Source organism: Mesorhizobium sp. B2-1-1 (genome assembly GCF_006442975.2).
Classification (GTDB): domain Bacteria; phylum Pseudomonadota; class Alphaproteobacteria; order Rhizobiales; family Rhizobiaceae; genus Mesorhizobium.
This window is the reverse complement of sequence record NZ_CP083954.1, coordinates 3,871,184-3,891,344: the sequence shown is the minus strand read 5'-3', so window position 1 is coordinate 3,891,344 and position 20,161 is coordinate 3,871,184. Positions and strand designations below refer to the sequence as shown.

Here is a 20,161-nt window from a genome sequence, read left to right as displayed (position 1 = left end):
TGCGGGACGAAGAATCGGTGCGGGGCGAATGAAAACGAAGTGTTTTGCACAACGCTTTTTTGGGACTGCATGGGCCCCGATTGACGAGATCGCCTAGGTAGTTGAAACGAAAGGCGCGCGGACGTGGCGGAATTGGTAGACGCAAGGGACTTAAAATCCCTCGATCTCTGATCGTACGGGTTCGATTCCCGTCGTCCGCACCACCTTAACTCTACTTCAATGCTCTGCAGAGCCTAGCCGCCACCAACGGGTGCCACCCGGGTCTCTTAGCGGCGGCTCGGCGACCGTGCGCCGAGGCGCGCCGTCGGCTATGGGCCCTCGGCGAACGTTGCCACGATCCGCCGACCTGAAACGACGGATCGTGGCGTTCAAGCGCTCACTGGATAATCTTTACGATCTTGCGTGTGCCGGGATCCACGACGACGGTGTGATTGTCCACGACGACGTAGCGATATTTGACGTTGGGAATTTCATGAAGCTCGACCGTGTCGGGCAGGGCGGTCCCGACGTTGAGCTCGACGCCGGGAATCTTGACTGAGGCCAGAGGCTGTTTCTTTACGTATTCTTGTATGACGGTTTCGTCCTGCGGCTGAATGACCACATCCTGTGCGGCGGCGGCACCGATGCCGGCAAGCAGCAGGAATCCCGCTACGACGGTTGTAAGATCGGTTCTCATTGTTGCTTCCTTTCTCTCTCGTTGGGCTTGACGCGAAGCGCGGTGGCGCCCGAAGGATTGCCAGGGTTGGCAAGGGCTCCCAATGCTGGCCATCGATCAGGGGAACCATCGTTCGATGGCCTGTCAGGCAATCGCTCTTAGACGCGTGAGTTCCAAACAACCGTGGGTTTGGGCCTTTTGCGCGCCACGATCTGACTTTGGTCGCATGTTCAATAGGACCCAAGCCCTAGCAGTGGAACCGCCGGTAGGAAGCGTGCGTTGCGTTTGCTAATGATCTTCAACTGGAGGCCGATCATGGCAGCCGGGCCCGCTGTGGTAAATTCTGGCGGCAGCGCTGCCGTGGCCATTGTTCTGGCAGCGGAAAAAATATTCGGCGTCAAGATTGACGCTCCCAAAGCCAAAGTGCCGTCCGCATCGGCGAATCCGGCAGCTCCGTCGAACGGTGGCTGATGTCAATCCGACGCTTTGTGAGGCAAAGCATGAACCCTGGTTCCATCAAAACTGATGGCCGTGACCGTGTCACAATCCCCGACAACGACAATCACATGGCTGGCGTCGACAACAAGCCGCTCTTGAAAAGTATCCAGAGCGACGATTTTGCTGACGCGCTTTGCGCGAGAGCCGAGCGGTTCGCGACCAAGGTGGTCGTGGCAATGGCGATTTGTTTGACATCGACACTGGTCGCCGGCGTTTATTTTTTACTGGCGCCCTCTTGAGGGACCAGAAGCTCAAGCTGGAGAGCACGACCGGCCTCTCATACCCGGGCTGCGATTAAGCACTCATTTTCAACAGGGAAGACCCGCCTGGCTTCCTCCACTTCCCTTGTTGTCAGTCCGCCGCTCGCGGGCACGGCCCGGCAGGGTTGGCGATCAGCCGGGCCGGATTGCACAATATTAGTCGTTGCTGTCGTAGATCACCACTGGGTGATGCCGGTGGTGACGGCGTTCAGTTGAGCCCGTTATGACGACGGTGTCGCGGCGATGATGCCGGCGACCTTGGTCATAGAAGGCCACCGTGCCATGGCGCCGATGATGGAGGCGCTGGCCCTGATCGTTGATCACTGCCAGGTGACGGTGATGATGGCGATGGGTTTTGATGACGACGTCGGCTTCTGCCGCCGAAGCGACAACCGGCATTGCAACGAAAACGAGCGCCATGGCACTTGTCAGAAAAATCGCTTTCATAAGTGTTTCTCCATTCCAGATCCCTCGGGGGTAGTTTCACGACAGCTCAAGCCGCACGAGATCTCGATTTGAGCTTTCTGCCTGCGAACTGAGCAGGGGGTTGAGGGTGCAAATGATTGTAACCCTGCTCTCGTGGGCACATGAAGGACCATTGCTGCACCCGTTCAACAAATGGAAGGAATGCGAGTACGTTCCTTGCAGGAGAGCTGATCGGACCTCTGCTGTAGGTATTCGGACCAAGGTCTTGCTGATGTTCTTGGACCTTCGTCCGCACTTGCGGTTCGATGGCTCTTTTCTCGATGCAATTCTTTGAGTGTTCACTGCGCGATCGGGCGCGGGTACTGCGATGGCGGACGCGCGCCTGCGTGCGAGGGCAGGATCATAAACGGCACGCGGCATCAAGTGCTGCGCCGGTGACGTTCAGACAAGCGGGCATGGTGATACTGGTGCGATCACGCAATTCCGCGCGCCGCAGGCAATGATACGGTGTCTGCGCGGCGGATCTGATCCGTCGAGGCCGGCGTCTACCAGGCCCAACCCATCCCCCCGCCCACTGGGGGACGCCGGCCCCTCAGTCCTTGGAATTGCCGTAGAATTGCCGTCGCGGACCATGCGAGATCGAGCATGATTCTGCCCGGTGACCGGGCGCGGCGATGGGGCTCAGAACTTGTAGCTCAGATTGATGCCGACCGTATTCAGCTTCACATTCTGGTCGCGATCGAGAAAATCGTCCGGCGCATCAAAATGCTCCTTGCTGAAATCATAGTAGCGATACTGCGCCCCGACGACGAACCTGTCGGTCAGCGCATAGTCGACGCCGGCCCCAACCGTCCAGCCTATGCTGGTTCGAGTGTCGTCGAACGAGGTACCGGCATCTTGGGAGGTTTCGATGCCGGCAAAGGCGACGCCGCCGATGCCGTAGATCAGGAACCGATCCATCGCATAGCCGCCCTTGGCATTGATGGAACCGAACCACTTGACATCCGTGCCGAGCAGATTTCCCGCACCCAGTTCTTCGGCGCCCTTTGCCGAGGAATAGTTAAGCTCTGCTTCGGCGCCGAGCACAGCCTGGTCGAATTGCCACAGACCGGCGACATGGCCACCGACGAAACCGCCGTCGAGGTCTGGCGAGGCGGCAAACGGCTCGCCCTCGGTTCCCGAAATGTCGGAACTGCCCCAGCCATAACCGCCTTGCAGGCCGGCATAGTAGCCGGTCCAGTCGAAACCGGGGGCGGTCATCGGCACATCGGCCACAGGTTCGGCTGCGAAAGCCGGTGCGGCCAGAGCGGCAAGAAAACCGACACTTGCAAGCATTAGGCGACGCATCGAACTCCCCGAACGAAGAGCTGGAAGATCCTGGCAGGCACGGTAACCCGATTTGCGGCAAAACGGAATCGCATTTCTGTGCGGCTGATTTACGCCCCCCGTCGGTCTTGGAACGATCGGGAGAAAGTGTGAGGCTGGTCAAAACCGTGGCGGCTTGGCACAGTCGGGCAAACAGGAGTCGCTTCATGGCGAACACGCCGTCGGGCAATAAGCCCAGACCTTGGACTGAAATGGCGACACATCTGGTCGATGTCGCCATGGGCAGGAAACCCGCGGATCTCGTCATCCGCAACGGGCGCTGGGTCAATGTCCACTCCGGCGAGATCGTAGCCGGCACCGACATCGCCATTGTCGGCGGCCGCTTCGCCTATTGCGGCCCGAATGCCGGCCATGCCATCGGGCAGGGCACCAAGGTGGTCGATGCCGGCGGGCGCTATCTGGTGCCCGGTCTTTGCGACGCGCACATGCATGTCGAGAGCGGCATGGTGACGGTGACCGAATTCTGCCGCGCGGTGATCCCGCACGGCACGACTTCGATGTTCATCGATCCGCACGAGATCGCCAATGTGCTCGGCCTGCCCGGCGTGCGGCTGATGCATGACGAGGCCGTCGCCATGCCGATCAACGTGCATGTCCAGATGCCGTCCTGCGTGCCCTCGGCCCCCGGGCTCGAACATGCCGGTGCCGAACTGACGGTCGCCGACGTCGCCGAGGCGATGGGCTGGGAAAACATCATCGGGCTGGGCGAGGTGATGAATTTCCCTGGCGTCGCCGCCAACGATCCTGTGATGTCGGGCGAGATCGCCGCGACCGTGAAAGCCGGCAAGACCGTCGGCGGGCACTATGCCTCGCGCGATCTCGGCTTGCCGTTCCATGGCTATGTCGCCGGCGGCCCGGAGGATGACCATGAGGGCACGCGCGCCGAAGATGCCATCGCCCGCGTGCGCCAGGGTATGAAGGCGATGCTTCGGCTAGGCTCGGCCTGGTACGACGTCGCCTCGCAGATCAAGGCGGTTACCGAGGGCGGCATCGATCCGCGCAATTTCATCCTGTGCACCGACGACAGCCATTCCGGCACCTTGGTTCACCAAGGGCATATGGACCGCGTGGTCCGCCACGCCATCAGCCAGGGCTTGAAACCGGTGACAGCGATCCAGATGGCGACGCTCAACACCGCTCAGCATTTCCGGCTGGAGCGCGAGATCGGATCGATCGCGCCGGGGCGGCTGGCTGACCTTTTGATCGTCTCGGATCTCGCCGAAATGACCATCGACGAGGTCTATGCGCGTGGCGTCAGGCTGGCCAGGGCCGGCAAGCTCGACATCGACATTCCGGTCTACGACTATCCCAAGGCGGCGAAGAACACCGTCAAGCTCGGCAAGAAGCTGAAGGCCAACGATTTCGATATCACGGCACCCAATGGCGCGAACGAGGTTCGGGTTCGGGTCATCGGGGTCATCGAAAATCAGGCACCGACGCGGGCGCTGGAAGCGGATCTCGCCGTCGAGGACGGGCTGGTCGCCATGGATCGCCGCAACGACGTCTGCCAGATCGCGCTGGTCGAGCGCCACAGGGGTACCGGCGGCGTCACCAATGCCTTTGTCTCCGGCTTCGGCTACATCGGCGATTGCGCGATGGCGTCGAGCGTGGCGCATGATGCCCACCACATCATCGTCGTCGGCACCAACAAGCGGGATATGGCGCTTGCGGTCAACCGACTGGGCGAGGTCGGCGGCGGCGTCGTGCTGTTTTCCAAGGGTAAGGAACTTGCACTGGTCGAAATGCCGATCGCCGGGCTGATGTCGGACGAGCGGGCCGAAATCGTAGCGGCCAAGGCCGACAAACTGACCGAGGCCATGCGCCAGATGGGCTGCTCGCTGAACAACGCCTACATGCAGCACTCGCTGCTGGCGCTGGTCGTCATTCCGGAGCTCAGGATTTCCGATGTCGGCCTGATCGACGTGACGACCTTCCAGAAGGTCGACCTCTTCGTATAAGAGCAGTTGCGGTCGCTTCGCTCATCCGCCGGTGGCGATCGTCAGCACCTTGAACGGCGTGGTGATGACGATCTCGGCGACCGAGCCGACGGCCTTGCCGAGGCCTTGGCCGAGATTGTTGAGCTGCACTGGAGGTTCGTCCGACGCCAGGCCGGCCGGGGCCCGCAGCCGGTCGCCGAGCAACTGAACCAGGATCGGATTGTCGGCGAATTTGGCGTGGTTCAGCCGGTCGCCACCCTTGGTCTGGCTGAGATCGACCACAGACACGCCATAGCTGGCCAGATCGGCCGCGTCGCCATAGTCGCCGACGCGGGGCTTGTCGCCCGAAATCAGGGAAGACAGTTTGAGCGCCCGGTCGTCCGCGGAAAGCAGGATGGCGAACGGTTTGTCCGGCTTGCCGTAGCGGATCATCTGTTTCTTGAACACGTCGACGTCGATGTCGGGCGAGGCCAGGATGACATAACCAAGCTTGCCGTCGAGATCGCGGTCGCCGGTGATGGCAAGCTGGCGCAGCGCCTCCATGGTCACCCATGTTCCCATCGAATGGGCGACGATGTCGATGCTCTTAGCCCGCGTCTTGGCCAGCATCCTGAGCGTTGCCTCGAGGTCGTCACGCGCCGCGTTGGCGCTCTCCTTGTCGTAGATGTAGCCCGTCGCCTTGCCGCTCGAGGCCCAGGAGAACAGCACCGGCGTGCCCGGATATTTCGTGTCGTGCGCGATCTGCGTCAGCCGGTAGATGCCGTCGTCGAAACCATTGTTGAACCCGTGCACGAAAACCAGCGCACGGTCGCCGCGCATGGCGATGTCGGCACCGACCGCCTTGGCGAATTGCGGCGCATCCGCATAGAACGCGACATCCTTGGCGGTGAAATCCTTGGCTGGATTGCTGTTGGCAGACCCCCGGACACGCTCGATCATGCCGACCTTGTGACTTTTCGGCACGGTGACGTCGACCCGGGCGAAGCTGGTGGTCAAGGAGCGATCGCCGTCGAATACCTGCCGCGGGTCCTTGGTCGCCTTCTGGCGGGTGGTGGCGACGAATATCTCGTGGGTGGCCGCGATGTCGGACGCGGGTACGGCAACCGTCGTCCTGTTCAGCAGATCGTGCGTGTTTCGGCCGGCGCAGCCTGCGACCAGCAGCGTGAACGCAATGACGACGAAACTCTTCGAATGCACCGTCACACGCCGGCTCCCGCAAAGGAGGACGTCAAACGCGTGACGTCGCTGGATATTTCGATAAGGCCAGAGGCCGGCGCGGTCCAGTTCAAAGTTGGTCGAGTCTGTCGCAAGGCCGAGCGGGCCACGCGAACCCGCGGCGATGCATCTATTGGCCGAGCAGGCTGATGCGGTCGGTCACGTCGCGGTCGCTGGCAAATCCATCGTCTTCGCGCAGCCGTTGGCCGATCATCTTCACCAGCGCGGGATTGTCGGCGAATTTCGTATGGTTGAAACTGTCCGCTCCCTTGATCTTGGAGAGGTCGACGACCGTTACGCCGTAGGATGCAAGGTCGGCGGCGTCCTTGTAGTCGCCGACGCGCGGCCGCGCGCCGGCAATCAGACCGGAGAGCCGGAGCGCGCGGTCATCATCGGACAACAACAGGATGAACGGCTTGTTGGGTTTGCCATAGCGGCGCATCTGGCTCTTGAACACGTCGACATCGATGTCGGGCGATGCGAGCACGACGTCGCCGAGCTTGCCGCCGAGATCACGGTCGCCGGTGATGGCGAGCTGGCGCAGCGTCTCCATGGTCACCCAGGTTCCCATCGAATGGGCGACGATATCGATGCGCCGCGCGCCGGTCTGCGCCAGCATGCGCAACGTCACTTCGAGCTGGTCGCGCGCAGCGCTGGCGCTTTCCTTGTCGTAGACATAGTCGGTGGTCTTGGCGCCGGATGCCCAGGAAAACAGCACGGGCGTGCCGGGATAGCCGGAATCGTGGACGATCTGGGTCAGGCGGTAAACGGCGTCGTCAAAGCCGGTGTTGTAGCCATGGACGAAGACCATGACGCGGTCGCCGCGCGCCGCGATGTCAGCACTTAGCGCATTGGCGAATTTCGGCTGGGTGTCGTAGCCGACGACCTCGGAGGCCATGAAATACTTGGCCGGATCGTTCGACTTGCCGCGCGAGCGGCGTTCGATCTGCCCGGTCTGGTGGATGCCGGGCACGGTGACGTTGACGCGGGCGTAGTTCAGCGTGGCCGATCGCTCGCCGTCGAAGACCTTGTTCGGATCGTCGGATTTCTTGCGCGTGGTGGCGATGAAGATGCTGTGATTGCCGGCGATCTCGGTCACCGGCGCTGCCACGATGGCGCTGCCGAGCAGTTCCTGGGTCTGCTGTCCCGCGCAGCCCGCGACAAGCAAGGCTAGGCCAATGGCAAAAATCGTCTTCAACGGCACGTCTGAAATTCCACTCCGGCCCGAAAAGGCCAATCGCCTCCGCAAGTCTCCCCCGACAGCGCAAGTGCGGCGGAAGTAAGTCGTGCCCAGCCGAAAAGCGGTCGGCGTCTCGCGACCGCCGCCGCAGTGTTGCACGAAAGCCAGACTGCATCAGGGCGGGCCCTTTCGGGGCTTGGCACCCGCATGAATTTCAAGAATTACATTAACAATCGCCTCCAACTAACGGCAAATGCGTCACTAAATGCCGACCGCTTGGGAACATGAGTGACGGGGCAATGGTTTCACGGGGTCGCCTGTGCAATAGACGGAATCGGGTTGCTTGGCGGCAAGGCTCGCGACAAAAGGGCGTTCCGCAGCCAATCGATGATAGACGTTTTCAAACGACATGCGTTCAAGGTGGCTTTCCGATGACCAGCTTCTCTTCCCGTGTTGCCACCGCTGCTTCCGCGATCCGCCGGATCTTTCCGGAAACGCCGCTGCAGGAGAACGACTATCTGTCGAAGAAGACCGGCGCGCGGGTGCTTTTGAAGCGCGAGGACCTGAGCCCGGTGCGCTCCTACAAGATCCGCGGCGCCTTCAACTTCTTCCGCAAGGCACTTGGCGAAGGCAATCAGGCCGAACTGTTCGTCTGCGCTTCCGCCGGCAATCATGCGCAGGGTTTCGCCTTCGTCTGCCGTCATTTCGGTAAAAAGGGCGTTGTATTCATGCCGGTGACGACGCCGCAGCAGAAGATCGACAAGACGCGGCTGTTCGGCGGCGACTTCGTCGAGATCAGGCTCGTCGGCGATTTCTTCGACGATTGCTATCGCGCCGCCATCGAATTCACCGAAAGCGCCGGCGCTCATATGGTGCCGCCCTTCGACCACAAGGACATCATCGAGGGACAGGCGACGGTCGCCTATGAGATCGCCCACCAGATGCCCGGCGCGGGCATGCCCGACATCGTCATGCTGCCGGTCGGCGGCGGAGGTCTGGCCGCAGGGGTGACGCACTACTTCGCCGATCAGGGGCGTGAGGCGCGCTTCGTCTTTTGCGAACCGGCAGGGGCGCCAAGCCTGCGCGAGAGCCTTGCGGCGGGAAAACGGCTCAAACTCGCCAAGGTCGATAATTTCGTCGACGGCGCGGCGGTCGCCGAGATCGGCCGTGAGCCCCTGCGTCACCTCAAGGACTTCGCCGCCGACACGGTGCGGTTGATCCCGGAAAACCGGCTCTGCGCGACCATGATCGAGATGCTCAATGTCGAGGGCGTGGTGCTGGAGCCGGCCGGCGCGCTGGCTATCGATGCGCTGAAGGATTTTTCCAGGAAGGAAATCCGCGGCAAGACCATCGTGGCGGTGGTTTCGGGCGGCAATTTCGATTTCGAACGGCTGCCGGACGTCAAGGAACGGGCACTGCGCTTCGAGGGCCTGAAGAAATACTTCATCATCCGCTTTCCGCAGCGGCCGGGCGCGCTGCGCGACTTCCTTGAAATGCTGGGGCCGGACGACGACATCGCCCGGTTCGAATATCTGAAGAAGTCGGCACGCAATTTCGGCTCGGTTCTGATCGGCATCGAAACCAAGGATCGCCGCAATTTCGACCTGCTGAAAGCGAATTTCGAGGCCGAAGGCGTCCAGTATCAGGATATCACCGACAACGAGACATTGGCCGGGTTCATCATATGAGCGGAAACGTCTTCATCGCCCTGTTTTCAGGCATCAATGTCGGCGGCAACCGCATCGTCAGGATGGCCGAGTTGCGGGCGTTCTTGGAGGATCTCGGGTTTTGCGATGTCGCTACCTACGTGCAGAGCGGCAACGCGGTGTTCCGGGCGAAGGAGGGAGACGCCGCCACGCTGACCAAACAGATCGAAGCGGCTTTCGAGGAGAAATGGGGTTTTCATTCGCGCATCATGGTGCGCGATCTCGGCTGGGTCGAACGGCTGGTCAGGGAAAATCCCTATCCGGAGATTGCCGAGGAGCCGACAAAGCTGCACGCGTATGCGCTGGAGCGCGCGCCTACCGCCGAGGAGGCGGCACGGCTGGCCGAAAGATGTACGGGTCCGGAGCGGTTCGAGATCAAGGGCGACGTGCTTTACCTGCATGCACCCGACGGACTGGGCAAATCGGTGTTTGCCAATCTCATTCCACGCGTACTGAAGGTACCGGGCACTGCGCGCAACTGGCGGTCGGTGCTGGCGCTGCTGGAGATGGCCGGCAAGCCCGGCGGCGGCTGATTAATGCCTGCCGTAATGCGCAGACAAGAGCCTACGCCGCCTCGGCGCGTTTCCAGTCGAACGTCAGCTCCTCGCGAAACGCAAAGCGTTTGATGTGGTCGGCGACGACGCTTTCGAGGCGTTCGATAGAGCCGGGGTCGTCGCTCGATACGGTGATGTGCAGCGCAGCTCCATCGGCATCCATGATGGTGCGGCCGAGCGAAAGGTCGATGGCGCCATGATTGGGATCGAATTCAACGGGGAATTTGTGCGCCCAATGTTTGCACAATTGCTGCAGATAACGGCTTGCATGTGCGGTGGTGACATCGGCATGGCTGATCGTCATGAAGGGATCTCCGAGGGTGAAACGCACGAAACGGTGCCCGCTTTCGAGGCGGGCGCTATCGCCGCATAGATAGGCGCAAGCTCGCCCGCCGCCATAGGCCGGCTGCGGACCGCTCGAAAAGGTGATCGATCACCAGCTTCCGGTGTTCGGCATCGACGCCCACGGTTCGGCCTTTGCCTTCGCCGGACCTTTCTGCAGAAGTTCGATCGAGATTCCGTCCGGCGACTTGACGAAAGCCATGTTGCCGTCGCGCGGCGGCCGGTTGATGGTGACACCGCTGTCCATCAGCCGCTGGCAGGTGGCGTATATGTCGTCGACTTCATAGGCGAGGTGGCCGAAATTGCGGCCGCCCTTGTAGTCTTCCGGGTCCCAATTGTAGGTGAGCTCGACCAGCGGTGCTTTCTCGTCGATGCCGCTTTGCTCGTCTTCCGGCGCGGCCAGGAAGATCAGCGTATAGCGGCCCTGCTCGTTCTCGTAGCGGCGCACTTCCTTCAGGCCGAGCTTGTTGCAGTAGAAATCGAGCGAAGCATCGATGTCGGCGACGCGAACCATGGTGTGCAGATAGCGCATGTGATTTCCTCGATTTGTTGGGTTGCGGCGCAACATAGGGGTGGGCCGTCCAAAGGGCAAATCCCAGGCGGCTGCCGGCGCCGCCAAAGAACAAATCCGGTATTCGCATAATGAACCGTGAAAAAAGGCACGTCAGGTCTTGCACTCACCGGAAGCCGCAGTGTTAATCTGGTGTCAAGAATCAGTTGCGGTGTTCTTGAAAAAAGGGGGCATTCTTATGGGGGAAAAAGCCTCTTTGACGGGGCGGTCCGAAACCCTTGGCGACGCCATGAAGCGCGACGAAGGCGGCGATGCCGTCGATCTGACCGAAATATCCGGCGCCATCAAGTGGTTCGATGTAGCCAAGGGCTATGGCTTCATCCTCCCGGATGACGGCGTTTCAGGCGACATCCTCCTCCATGTGACATGCCTTAGACGGGATGGTTTCCAGACTGCTCTGGAGGGAGCGCGCGTTGTCTGCCTCGTCAAGCAGGGCGAGCGTGGATTGCAGGCTTTCCGGGTTCTCTCGATGGATGTCACCACAGCGGTCCATCCCGCGGAAATGCAGGAACAGCGCACCCATGTCTCGGTGACACCCGAAAGCGGGCTGGAACGTGCCTTGGTGAAGTGGTTCAACCGCACCAAGGGGTTTGGTTTCCTGACCCGGGGCGAGGGCACCGAGGACATCTTCGTCCATATGGAAACCTTGCGTCGCTACGGCATCACCGAGCTTCGGCCGGGGCAGGTCGTGCTTGTCCGCTTCGGGCGCGGCGACAAAGGCCTTATGGCTGCCGAAATCCACCCCGATATGGGAACCTTGCCGGTCGCGCATTAGGGCGGTTGCCGAGGATTTTCGCATGACACATAGGAACTGGCTGACGGCGGGCGCAATGTGCGTCCTGGCTGCCGTCATCGTCGCCGCGGGCGCCTATTTCTATTTGCCTGCACCGACGGCGGCCGACAGCCGGGTGATGACCCTGCCGGTGGACCCGACGCCGCTGGTCGTGGCGACGAAAGGCGGAGATCGCTCCTTTTCCATCGAAATCGCCGACACCGATGCTGAACGCGAGGCCGGCTTGATGTATCGCCAGGACATGGCGGACGATCACGGCATGTTGTTCGTCTTCGACATGCAGCAGCAGGTCAACTTCTGGATGCAGAACACGCCGATGCCGCTTGACCTGGTTTTTATCGGCCAGGATGGCAAGATCCGGGCGGTCAAGCACGGCGAGCCGCAATCCCAGGCGCTGATTTCGCCCGGCGTGCCGGTGCGCTTCGTGCTTGAGCTCAAGGCGGGCACCGCCGCCAGGAACGGTATCGATTATGGCGACCTGGTGCGCCATCCGGCCGTTGGCACCATATCAGGCCCCGAGGTGCCGCCATCGGACAATGGCGATGCGCCGAACGGCGGTGGCGGTTGAGGACGCGGGCAGTATAGCCGATGCAGTTTTTTTCCCATGACGGGTTCGATATCGCCTTCCTCGACCGCCAGCCGGAATCGGGCCGGGGCGATCCTGTGCTGATGATCCATGGCTTTGCCTCCAGCCATTACGTCAACTGGGTTTCGCCCGGCTGGTTCAAGACGCTGAACGATGACGGCTACCGCGCCATTGCGCTGGACAATCGCGGCCACGGCTCGTCATCGAAAAGCTACGAAGAGGCAGATTACACCTCGGCCCGGATGGCCTCGGACGCGGCTGCTTTGCTCGATCATCTCGGCATCGGGCGCGCCCATGTCATGGGCTATTCGATGGGCGCGAGGATAGCGGCATTCCTGGCGCTGTCGGATCCCGACAAGGTGGCGACGCTGGTCTTCGGCGGTCTCGGCATCGGCATGATCGACGGCGTCGGCGATTGGGATCCGATCGCGGCAGCCCTTCTTGCCGACGATCCGGCCAAGACCACTCATCCCCGCGGCCGTTCGTTTCGCGCCTTCGCCGACCAGACTCGCAGCGACCGCCGGGCGCTCGCGGCCTGCATCGCCACCTCCCGCGAGTTGCTGAGCGAGGATGAAATTGCCCGGATCGCCCAGCCGACGCTGATCGCCGTCGGCACCACCGATGACATTGGCGGCTCGCCCGACGAACTTGCCGCACTGATGCCCAACGCCAAGGCTTTCCACATCGAAGGCCGTGACCATATGCTGGCCGTCGGCGACAAGACCTTCAAGCGGCGTGTGCTGGAATTCTACGCCGAAAATCCGCTTTGACCCGGCGTAAGAGCCCGATAAACCGAAAGGCACAAGCCCGATATCACGCCGGTTTTTGCAGCGCTTCGAGCGACCGGGTGACATTCAGCCTGGCCTGCTGCTCGAAGCGCCGGCGGAATTCCTCGCTGTGGAAGATGTGCGGGCGTGTCAGGAAGCTGTTCAGCACCGCGCCACGTCCGGCCCGCCATATCGGCTCCTCCACCCATTGATATTCGGCGCGGATCGCGCGCTCATAGGCATCGAATGCATCCGGCGCTGCGCCGAGGATCGACAGGTCCATGTCCAGGAAAAGAGCGGCGTCACGCACCGCGGCCGTGTCTTCGAAGCCCGGCAACTGGTGTGTTGCGGTGGCAAGGATCATGGCGCAGATGCGGCCGAGGCGCTGGGCGTCGATGCGGCCCGCGAGCTTCTTTTCCGCGAGCGCTGCGCTTTGCGCCTCATTGTCCTTGGCCCGGCTGTCATAGACGGCGTCGTGGAACCAGATCGCCGCCTCGACGGCCTCGGGATCGCCGAGCAGCTTCCGGTACTCGCCGGCGAGCGCCAGCATCGCCTCGATATGGGCAAGGTTGTGGTAGTGGCGATCCCGTCCCTCATAGAGGGCGGAAAGCTCGCGTTTGAGGGCATTGTCGAGCAAGAGTTCATTTTCCATGCCGGCTTGAATTCCCGCGAACCAAATCCATTTGACAGAGCACTAAGGAAAATTGAGTTCAATCGTGCTATGATCTGGCTTATATGTGCGGCCCGATATTAGGCAAGGCGGCAGGACGACGTCGATGAACAGCATCAGCATTTCCCGACACAGCGCGTTGCAGCCGGTCGATCCGATCTGGCGCTCGATCCGGGACGAAGCGATGGACGCGGTCAATCGCGACCCGCTGCTCGCCGCCTTCCTCTATTCGACCATCCTCAACCAGGAGAGCCTGGAGGAGGCGGTCATCCACCGGCTGGCCGAGCGGTTGGCGCACCAGGACATTGGCTCCGATCTCATCCGCCAGACCTTCAAATCGATGCTGGCCGACGACAAGGATTGGCCGACCACCGTGCGTGTCGATATCCAGGCCTATTACGACCGCGATCCGGCCTGCGACCGCTTCATCATGCCGGTTCTCTACTTCAAGGGATTTCACGCCATCCAGACCCACAGGCTGGCGCATTGGCTGTGGAACCAGGGGCGCAAGGATTTCGCGCTCTATCTGCAAAGCCGTTCGTCCTCGGTCTTCCAGACCGATATCAATCCGGCGGCCCGCATCGGCAAGGGCATCTTCATCGACCACGCCACCGGTCTGGTCGTCGGCGAGACAGCGGTCGTCGAGGACGACGTGTCGATCCTGCACGGTGTCACGCTCGGCGGCACCGGCAAGGCCGGCGGAGATCGCCACCCCAAAATTCGTCGTGGCGTCTTGATCGGTGCCGGCGCCAAGATTCTCGGCAACATCGAAATCGGCCATTGCTCTAAGATCGCCGCCGGTTCGGTGGTGCTGTCGCCGGTGCCGCATAACAAGACGGTCGCAGGCGTGCCGGCTCGCGTCGTCGGCGAGACCGGCTGCGACCAGCCGTCGCGCCAGATGGACCAGCTTCTGCCGTCGCAGACGATGGACCAGGTCGTCAGCTTCGACATCTAGTTTTACTGAGGGGCGTCGCGGAGTTTCGCACTGCTCGCGCCGGCGGCTTCGATTGCCGTGCAATACGGCGAGCTTGCCTTTACATGGCCATCGTCGACGTGTCAGAAGCGCCGTTCAAACGAGCAAGCCCGACGATTGGAGAAGACTGTTGAAGCCTGACGAAATCAGAAAGCTGGACGCCTATTTCAAGCGCGTCTTCCAGAACCCCAAGCTCGAGGTCAAGGCACGGCCGCGCAAGGAGGATTCGGCCGAAGTCTATGTCGGCGACGAATTCCTCGGCATCGTCTTCAAGGACGAGGATGACGGCGACTACAATTTCTCGATGGCGATCCTCGACATCGATCTGGGCTGATCCTTGCATCCCATGGCGATGCCGGACGCAAACGCGACCGGCCTTTCCCGTCAACGTCCGGCCTTTAGGGCACGCCCGGCCTCGGCGGTGATTGCCGCGTCAAGCGCCTGCCAACCCCCCAGAAATTCCTTCGGGAAGCGATAGGTGAGGCTGAGATCCTCGCCGACATGGATGTCGCGCTCGCAAGGCGCCAGCGATTGTTCTGCTGCCGGCCCGCTCAGGCAGCGGGCCACGAATGGGTCCTTGCCGGGCCGGTTGCCGACAACGAGCACCTCGTTGAGGTAACCTGATTTCGCGTTGAAACCGTAAATCGTCGTGCCGCCCGGACCTGCCGTGCCGGGCTGCACGATCAGCGCGCTGTAGATCGGCCCAAAACGTCCGCTCATGTCGCGAGACATCATCTGCTGTTCGAAGGACAGGAAGACGATGCTTTTGGCTGGCCCCGTGTGGTTGAAATCGCCGCGGGCGGCCTCGCTGTAGCCATCCATCTGGGGATAGCGCAGATAGAGGTCGAGCCGCGAGGCGATGCCGTCGCGCCGCGCCTGTTCGAAACGGATAAAATTGGCAGGCACGGCGATGACATTGTTGCCGACCACCACCTTGCGCATCGTCGCATCATCCGTGTAGCCGGCCATGGCGATCGAATGGCCGAACCATTTGCCGCCCAGGCTGATTGCGACCGACAGCAGGGCGAGTGCTGCGAAGGCGTAGAACACCCGCTTCATCAGCGTGGAATCGACCACGGTGAATTGGGGGTCGTCGGCGATCGCTGCCTGCTTCATCTCTGTCCCCGGATTCCTGTCCCGTGACGGCACGCATCGCACGGCACGGCTCTTGCAGTCCTTCCAGCGACTGTGCGATTTCATGGTAAACGGAAGGTAAAGATGGGCCCGGTTGAGCTAACTGCGTTCGCTTTTCTTGTCGGGTTGACGGCTTGCGGGCTGGTCGGATCGGCGATGGAGTTGGTTGCCGGGCGCAAGGTCGCGTTCACCGAGCCTTATGTGTCCTCCGCGCACGTACTGCGTTCGCTCGCCGCCACGGCGTGCGCCGGGCCGTTCATGCTGGTCAACGATGCCTTGGACGCCCGCCGCGAGGGTCGCATTTCGTCGGTGGCGCTGATTTCCTGTGGCTGCACGGCGGTCGCCTGGACGCTGGCGCTCGGCATCGTTCTTGTGGCCGTTGCGTGTTGGGAGGTGTCAACCTAGGGTCGTTCGACTTCCAGGCTTGAGACGAATCGGAGACCAGAAATGCCGCTTTATGCGATCGATGGCACCGAACCGAACTTCGCGGATGCGGGCTCAAACTGGATCGCGCCCGATGCGACGCTGATCGGCGACATCAGCATCGGCCGCAATGCCGGCTTCTGGTTCGGCGTCGTCATCCGCGGCGACAATGAACCTGTCGTGATCGGCGCCGACACCAACGTGCAGGAGCACACGGTCATGCACACCGATCCCGGCTTCCCGCTGACCATTGGCGAAGGCTGCACGATCGGCCACCGCGCCATGCTGCATGGCTGCACCATCGGCGATAACAGCCTGATCGGCATGGGCGCAATCGTGCTCAACGGCGCCAGGATCGGCAAGAATTCGCTGGTCGGCGCCGGCGCGCTGGTCACCGAAGGCAAGGAATTCCCGGACAATTCGCTGATCGTCGGCTCGCCGGCCAAGGCGATCAGGGTGCTGGACGAGACGGCGATCGCGAGGCTGCGAGCCTCGGCCGCGCACTATGTCGCCAACGGCAAGCGCTTCAAGGCGGGGTTGAAGAAGGTCTAGGCCAGAAATGGCGGAGCCGGCCCGGGGACGGGGCCGGCTCCTTAGACCCGGTCGTTGGGACGGGGAGGGTGGGGACTCGACCGGGTTTCTCCTTAGGCGCATCGCCTTGATGCGTAGCGCCTGGTCTCTGGTTCACGCGTGCCGGTCCCCTAACGCTGCGCGTTGATCGCCATGGATCGACGCCTTCAGCGGACGCTGGCGACCGCGTCGGCGCGGCCGTCGTTGATCGTCACCCAGACGCCGGAATTGGTATCCGACTGTCGCTTGAGGTAGGTGTAGTCGGTGTCCGTCCAGGACAGGACCTTGGTTTCCAGATTGTCGAGGATGAATTCGCCGAGGCTGGTGCGCACGGTCAGCACCGCGTGGCCGTCACCGTTCGGCTGACGCGCGACCGTCATCAACAGGTTGCCGGCCGGAACGCCGGCGTCCATCAGCTCGCGGCGCTTTTCCAGCGCGTAGTCCTCGCAATCGCCATAGCCATTGTCGGGATAGGCCCAATATTCCTCGACGCCGTTGTTTTCCATGTCGGTGCGCGGCTTGACGCGGGTATTGACCGAATTGTTGATGCTGAGGATCGTCGCCCACAGCTTGCGGGTCAGTTCGACCGGCGCCCCCTTGGGTGTCCGCTCGCTGCATTCGCCCGGTATGCGCTGGCAGAATTCATAGTGTCCGACAGGCTGTGTGGTGCGGCCGCCGGTGTGCATATAGGCCGGTCCCGCGGCATATGCTGATCCCCAAGCGGAAAGCTGCATCGCCATTGCCATCAGCAACAGCTTGCCTCTCGTTTTCTTCATTGTTTTTGTCTCCCCGTTCGAGGGAGACATTGCCACAGGTGGATTTATTCGACGCAAAAGCGCGCAGTAGATATTGAGTAAAACGTCCCTAGAATAGGTATCAAATTTGAAACTTTTGAGTGGTCAATCGTTGTCGTGAAATACAAAAAAACCGGCCGCGAAGGCCGGTTTTGATCTTAACGCTGTTCGGCCTTCAGGCGCGCGGCGTGTTGAATTCCGAATCGAGCGTCTCAGGCCGCTGGATGACGGCGAATTCGATGGCGACGCCATCCTCGAAATGACGCACGATCTGTCCGCGCATGGTGCCGAGCATGACCTGGACGCCGATCGCCGGCTTGACGTCGATCTCGATCGCGGCGCCGGAGAGCGACAGGTCGATGATGCGGCACTGGTACTGACGGCCGTCGGTGAGCTGCAGGATGCTGGTCGGGTTGCGGGGGGCGACGCGCTCGTGGCGGCGGTCTTCCGGCAGATCGAGCTCGTGCTTGTTGGCGAGCCACGTCAATTGCGCGGCGAGCTTGTCCTTCTTGCGGTCCGACGCAATAACCGTCATTGCGAAACCGTCCTGCAAGGTGCGGGTGACGACGCCTTCTATGCGGCCGATATGGTCGACATAGGCGATGACCTTTTCACCGGGCATGCCGATGCGGTCCGTGCGAAACGCGACGTTACCCGGCGACATATCGACGACCTGGCAAGGATGTTCGGTGCGGTCTTCCAGCATGAAGCGCCCGTATATCTTGACCCGGACGCGCTGAAAGTTACGTCTCTCAGCTTGGGACGGCGCGTAGTCGACCGCCGCTGACCTCATGACTGCCTACACCCCGTTTGGCATCCCCGCGCGCCGATGCCAGGGACTTCATCCCAGAACTACAGCAAAGCGGGTTAACAAAGGGGAAAAACGGGCAGGCGGGGCTGTAGGATCGTCAACTATTCCTCGCGCCCGCCATCGAAGACGACGAGGTGGCGGATGCGGCGCGCTCGGCCGAGCGCGGAGATGGTTTCGGGCGCCTCCAGTTCGGCGGGAACAAGCGAGGGAACGTCGATCGCCGGCCGGCTCGCCAGCAACTCTTTTTCGGGATCGATGACACGGATCGAATCGATCAACGCGTCCGTGAGCGGGTCGGCGCCCAGCCAGAACGGCTTCTCCACAGCGCTGATCACGCCAAGGCAACGCGGGTTTTCGACGCCGCCATCCAGCGGCAAGGCAAGCAGTTCGAACTTGTTGGAACGGCCGTTGCGGCTGAAGCCCTCGAACATGATCAGCACGACGGATTTCTGGTCGAACACGCCATGGATCAGCTTCGAGACCAGCCGCTGGTCCTTCTCGCGCCATAGCGAGGGAAAGGAGAACCCCTTGAGTTCGCGGCCATAGGAGGCGCAGAGCCTTGTGCCGGCCAGCCGGAACACCGCTTGCCCACGCGTGTCCCTTTCCAGGATGAAGGTGTCGGCCAGCAGCGACTTGATATCGGCCGGCTCCACTTCCGAGCGCTTCGGGGCAGGGCGTCCATCACGCAAGCGGTTCCAATACTGGAACAGCGTGATCGATCCGTTCTGGTTCATGCTAAGCAGCTCCGCGCATTCTGTCGTCTGATGTCCCATCGGTGAACAGAAGGGCGCCCTCCGATGACCTACATGCGTTGGGGAGCAGGAAGCGTGCCAGCGTCGTTAACACTTGTTCACGGGTCGGGGCCGTTAAGGTTAACAAGTGGTTTACGTTGCGCCCGGTCGAGCCGCGTGGCACACAAAAACCACTCCAGAAGCGGTCGTTTCGCGACGATCGGCAGCACTTCAGTCAAGAGTTCGGGGGAACAGGGGACTCGACAGCCGTTCAAGGGAAACCTTGGACGGCTTTCTTTTGATTCGGCACTTTTGATTCGCGCTCGGCGATTCGCCCTTTGTGGTCCGGCGGGCAGTGGTCTAGATGCTCGCAACGACGAATCCTGGACCGAGTGCTAGTGCGCATGAGTGAACCTGTAAGCCCACCGGAAATAGAACAGGCGGATCGCGAGCCCGAGCCGCGTCGCGAGCCGATCTTCAACCTGCCGCCGATCGTGCTGGCGGTGATCGCCATTTGCGTGGCCATCTACCTGTTGCAGCAATACGTGCTGAGTGATGCTCAGCAAATGACACTGCTTTACGATGGGGCCTTCATCCCTGTCCTCTACACCGGCCAATACGGCTTCGACTGGTTCCTGTTCACGCGGCCCTTCACCTATGCCTTCATGCATGGTGGATTTGCGCATATCGCCATCAATATGGTCTGGCTCGCTGCCTTTGGCTCGCCGTTGGCCAATCGGCTCGGAGCGTTCTGGTTCGCGTTGTTCTTCGCCGCGACGGGACTGGCTTCAGTGGCGCTTTTCTGGGCCATGCATCCATATGGCGAAGCGCCGCTGGTCGGGGCTTCCGGTGCGATATCGGGCATGATGGGAGCGGCGGCACGCTTTGGCTTCCGTACGGATCGTTCGGCGGGCAAAGCCGCTTTCGCCGGCCCCGTGCTGCCGATCGCAATGGTGCTGCGCTCGCGTGGCGTGATGATCTTCCTTGCCGTTTGGATGATGATCAATCTTGTCACCGGCCTTGTCGGCTTCGCCCCCGGCGTCGACAGCCAGATCGCCTGGGAGGCTCATATTGGCGGCTTTGTCGCCGGCTTCTTCGGCTTGCGCTGGTTCGACAGGCGTTGGCAGCCGCTCGATTGGGAGACGACCGACCACCGCACTTGAAATGCAACCGATCGCG

General features: G+C 61.6%; 25 protein-coding genes and 1 tRNA gene. 14 read left to right on the top strand and 12 right to left on the bottom strand.

Features of this window, described 5'->3' with window-relative positions; translation table 11 throughout:
- Window positions 1–117 precede the first annotated feature (117 nt).
- A tRNA-Leu gene (locus tag FJ972_RS19130) sits at window positions 118–203 on the top strand.
- Between the two features lie 173 nt (window positions 204–376).
- Here FJ972_RS19130 and FJ972_RS19125 read toward each other — a convergent pair.
- Entirely contained in the window at window positions 377–676 is a 300-nt protein-coding gene (locus FJ972_RS19125; protein ID WP_140493726.1) for a DUF1236 domain-containing protein, read from the bottom strand.
- Between the two features lie 294 nt (window positions 677–970).
- Between FJ972_RS19125 and FJ972_RS19120 the strand changes: the two genes are divergently transcribed.
- Window positions 971–1,126 (top strand): hypothetical protein, encoded by a 156-nt coding sequence (locus FJ972_RS19120; protein ID WP_181173486.1) that lies wholly within the window; start codon window positions 971–973, stop codon window positions 1,124–1,126.
- A gap of 29 nt (window positions 1,127–1,155) precedes the next feature.
- Window positions 1,156–1,392 carry a hypothetical protein gene (locus tag FJ972_RS19115; RefSeq protein ID WP_140522091.1) on the top strand — a complete coding sequence of 79 codons (237 nt, stop codon included), beginning with the start codon at window positions 1,156–1,158 and terminating at the stop codon, window positions 1,390–1,392.
- 177 nt (window positions 1,393–1,569) lie between these two features.
- On the opposite strand, the gene FJ972_RS19110 is transcribed toward FJ972_RS19115, so the two are convergent.
- Both FJ972_RS19110 and FJ972_RS19105 read right to left on the bottom strand, forming a co-directional pair.
- Window positions 1,570–1,860, bottom strand: coding sequence for a hypothetical protein (locus tag FJ972_RS19110; RefSeq protein WP_140493723.1), 291 nt, complete (start codon window positions 1,858–1,860; stop codon window positions 1,570–1,572).
- Between the two features lie 660 nt (window positions 1,861–2,520).
- Window positions 2,521–3,186, bottom strand: coding sequence for an outer membrane protein (locus tag FJ972_RS19105; RefSeq protein WP_140522093.1), 666 nt, complete (start codon window positions 3,184–3,186; stop codon window positions 2,521–2,523).
- Window positions 3,187–3,371: 185 nt separating this feature from the next.
- Here FJ972_RS19105 and ade point away from each other — a divergent pair, with 185 nt between their 5' ends.
- The gene (ade, locus tag FJ972_RS19100) at window positions 3,372–5,183 is read left to right on the top strand and encodes an adenine deaminase (RefSeq protein ID WP_140522095.1); all 1,812 of its coding nucleotides are present in this window, start codon (window positions 3,372–3,374) and stop codon (window positions 5,181–5,183) included.
- Between the two features lie 21 nt (window positions 5,184–5,204).
- Here the strand turns inward: ade and FJ972_RS19095 are convergent, their stop codons facing one another.
- Both FJ972_RS19095 and FJ972_RS19090 read right to left on the bottom strand, forming a co-directional pair.
- Window positions 5,205–6,365, bottom strand: coding sequence for an alpha/beta hydrolase (locus tag FJ972_RS19095; RefSeq protein ID WP_140517656.1), 1,161 nt, complete (start codon window positions 6,363–6,365; stop codon window positions 5,205–5,207).
- Between the two features lie 142 nt (window positions 6,366–6,507).
- A complete protein-coding gene (locus tag FJ972_RS19090; protein WP_140493715.1) occupies window positions 6,508–7,581 on the bottom strand; it encodes an alpha/beta hydrolase in 1,074 nt (357 codons plus the stop codon).
- Between the two features lie 407 nt (window positions 7,582–7,988).
- On the opposite strand from FJ972_RS19090, the gene ilvA reads away from it, so the two are divergent.
- Together ilvA and FJ972_RS19080 are read left to right on the top strand one after the other, a co-directional pair.
- A complete protein-coding gene (gene ilvA, locus FJ972_RS19085; RefSeq protein ID WP_140493713.1) occupies window positions 7,989–9,245 on the top strand; it encodes a threonine ammonia-lyase IlvA in 1,257 nt (418 codons plus the stop codon).
- Window positions 9,242–9,796: a DUF1697 domain-containing protein gene (locus tag FJ972_RS19080; RefSeq protein WP_140522097.1), complete on the top strand. Its 555-nt coding sequence runs from the start codon at window positions 9,242–9,244 to the stop codon at window positions 9,794–9,796. Before ilvA ends, FJ972_RS19080 begins: the two co-directional genes overlap by 4 nt.
- 31 nt (window positions 9,797–9,827) lie before the next feature.
- On the opposite strand, the gene FJ972_RS19075 is transcribed toward FJ972_RS19080, so the two are convergent.
- Together FJ972_RS19075 and gloA are read right to left on the bottom strand one after the other, a co-directional pair.
- Window positions 9,828–10,121, bottom strand: a complete 294-nt coding sequence (locus FJ972_RS19075; RefSeq protein WP_140522099.1) for a DUF2218 domain-containing protein — start codon at window positions 10,119–10,121, stop codon at window positions 9,828–9,830.
- 129 nt (window positions 10,122–10,250) lie between these two features.
- Window positions 10,251–10,691 carry a lactoylglutathione lyase gene (gene gloA, locus FJ972_RS19070; RefSeq protein ID WP_140522101.1) on the bottom strand — a complete coding sequence of 147 codons (441 nt, stop codon included), beginning with the start codon at window positions 10,689–10,691 and terminating at the stop codon, window positions 10,251–10,253.
- Window positions 10,692–10,959: 268 nt separating this feature from the next.
- Here gloA and FJ972_RS19065 point away from each other — a divergent pair, with 268 nt between their 5' ends.
- The 3 genes from FJ972_RS19065 to FJ972_RS19055 are packed head-to-tail and all read left to right on the top strand — an operon-like array spanning window position 10,960 to window position 12,879.
- A complete protein-coding gene (locus FJ972_RS19065; RefSeq protein ID WP_181165163.1) occupies window positions 10,960–11,505 on the top strand; it encodes a cold-shock protein in 546 nt (181 codons plus the stop codon).
- A 22-nt stretch (window positions 11,506–11,527) separates the two neighbouring features.
- The gene (locus tag FJ972_RS19060; protein ID WP_140522103.1) at window positions 11,528–12,091 is read left to right on the top strand and encodes a DUF192 domain-containing protein; all 564 of its coding nucleotides are present in this window, start codon (window positions 11,528–11,530) and stop codon (window positions 12,089–12,091) included.
- Between the two features lie 20 nt (window positions 12,092–12,111).
- Window positions 12,112–12,879 (top strand): alpha/beta fold hydrolase, encoded by a 768-nt coding sequence (locus tag FJ972_RS19055; protein WP_140522105.1) that lies wholly within the window; start codon window positions 12,112–12,114, stop codon window positions 12,877–12,879.
- Between the two features lie 43 nt (window positions 12,880–12,922).
- Here FJ972_RS19055 and FJ972_RS19050 read toward each other — a convergent pair whose 3' ends face one another.
- On the bottom strand, window positions 12,923–13,528 hold the full coding sequence (locus FJ972_RS19050; protein WP_140522107.1) for a hypothetical protein: 606 nt from the start codon (window positions 13,526–13,528) through the stop codon (window positions 12,923–12,925).
- A gap of 124 nt (window positions 13,529–13,652) precedes the next feature.
- Between FJ972_RS19050 and cysE the strand changes: the two genes are divergently transcribed.
- Window positions 13,653–14,501, top strand: a complete 849-nt coding sequence (gene cysE, locus FJ972_RS19045; protein ID WP_140522109.1) for a serine O-acetyltransferase — start codon at window positions 13,653–13,655, stop codon at window positions 14,499–14,501.
- Window positions 14,502–14,649: 148 nt separating this feature from the next.
- Entirely contained in the window at window positions 14,650–14,853 is a 204-nt protein-coding gene (locus tag FJ972_RS19040; RefSeq protein ID WP_019857879.1) for a DUF3126 family protein, read from the top strand.
- Window positions 14,854–14,903: 50 nt separating this feature from the next.
- On the opposite strand, the gene FJ972_RS19035 is transcribed toward FJ972_RS19040, so the two are convergent.
- Window positions 14,904–15,635 carry a hypothetical protein gene (locus FJ972_RS19035; protein ID WP_140522111.1) on the bottom strand — a complete coding sequence of 244 codons (732 nt, stop codon included), beginning with the start codon at window positions 15,633–15,635 and terminating at the stop codon, window positions 14,904–14,906.
- A gap of 102 nt (window positions 15,636–15,737) precedes the next feature.
- Here FJ972_RS19035 and FJ972_RS19030 point away from each other — a divergent pair, with 102 nt between their 5' ends.
- Entirely contained in the window at window positions 15,738–16,058 is a 321-nt protein-coding gene (locus FJ972_RS19030; RefSeq protein ID WP_140522113.1) for a DUF6949 family protein, read from the top strand.
- Between the two features lie 42 nt (window positions 16,059–16,100).
- Window positions 16,101–16,628: a gamma carbonic anhydrase family protein gene (locus tag FJ972_RS19025; protein WP_140517648.1), complete on the top strand. Its 528-nt coding sequence runs from the start codon at window positions 16,101–16,103 to the stop codon at window positions 16,626–16,628.
- A gap of 185 nt (window positions 16,629–16,813) precedes the next feature.
- Here the strand turns inward: FJ972_RS19025 and FJ972_RS19020 are convergent, their stop codons facing one another.
- The 3 genes from FJ972_RS19020 to FJ972_RS19010 all read right to left on the bottom strand — a co-directional run bounded on the left by FJ972_RS19020 (window position 16,814) and on the right by FJ972_RS19010 (window position 18,985).
- Window positions 16,814–17,422, bottom strand: a complete 609-nt coding sequence (locus FJ972_RS19020; protein WP_140517647.1) for a transglutaminase-like cysteine peptidase — start codon at window positions 17,420–17,422, stop codon at window positions 16,814–16,816.
- 193 nt (window positions 17,423–17,615) lie between these two features.
- On the bottom strand, window positions 17,616–18,233 hold the full coding sequence (locus FJ972_RS19015; protein WP_140493689.1) for a PilZ domain-containing protein: 618 nt from the start codon (window positions 18,231–18,233) through the stop codon (window positions 17,616–17,618).
- A gap of 119 nt (window positions 18,234–18,352) precedes the next feature.
- Entirely contained in the window at window positions 18,353–18,985 is a 633-nt protein-coding gene (locus FJ972_RS19010) for a PAS domain-containing protein (protein ID WP_140493687.1), read from the bottom strand.
- A 401-nt stretch (window positions 18,986–19,386) separates the two neighbouring features.
- Between FJ972_RS19010 and FJ972_RS19005 the strand changes: the two genes are divergently transcribed.
- Window positions 19,387–20,145: a rhomboid family intramembrane serine protease gene (locus tag FJ972_RS19005; protein WP_140522115.1), complete on the top strand. Its 759-nt coding sequence runs from the start codon at window positions 19,387–19,389 to the stop codon at window positions 20,143–20,145.
- Window positions 20,146–20,161: the final 16 nt, after the last annotated feature.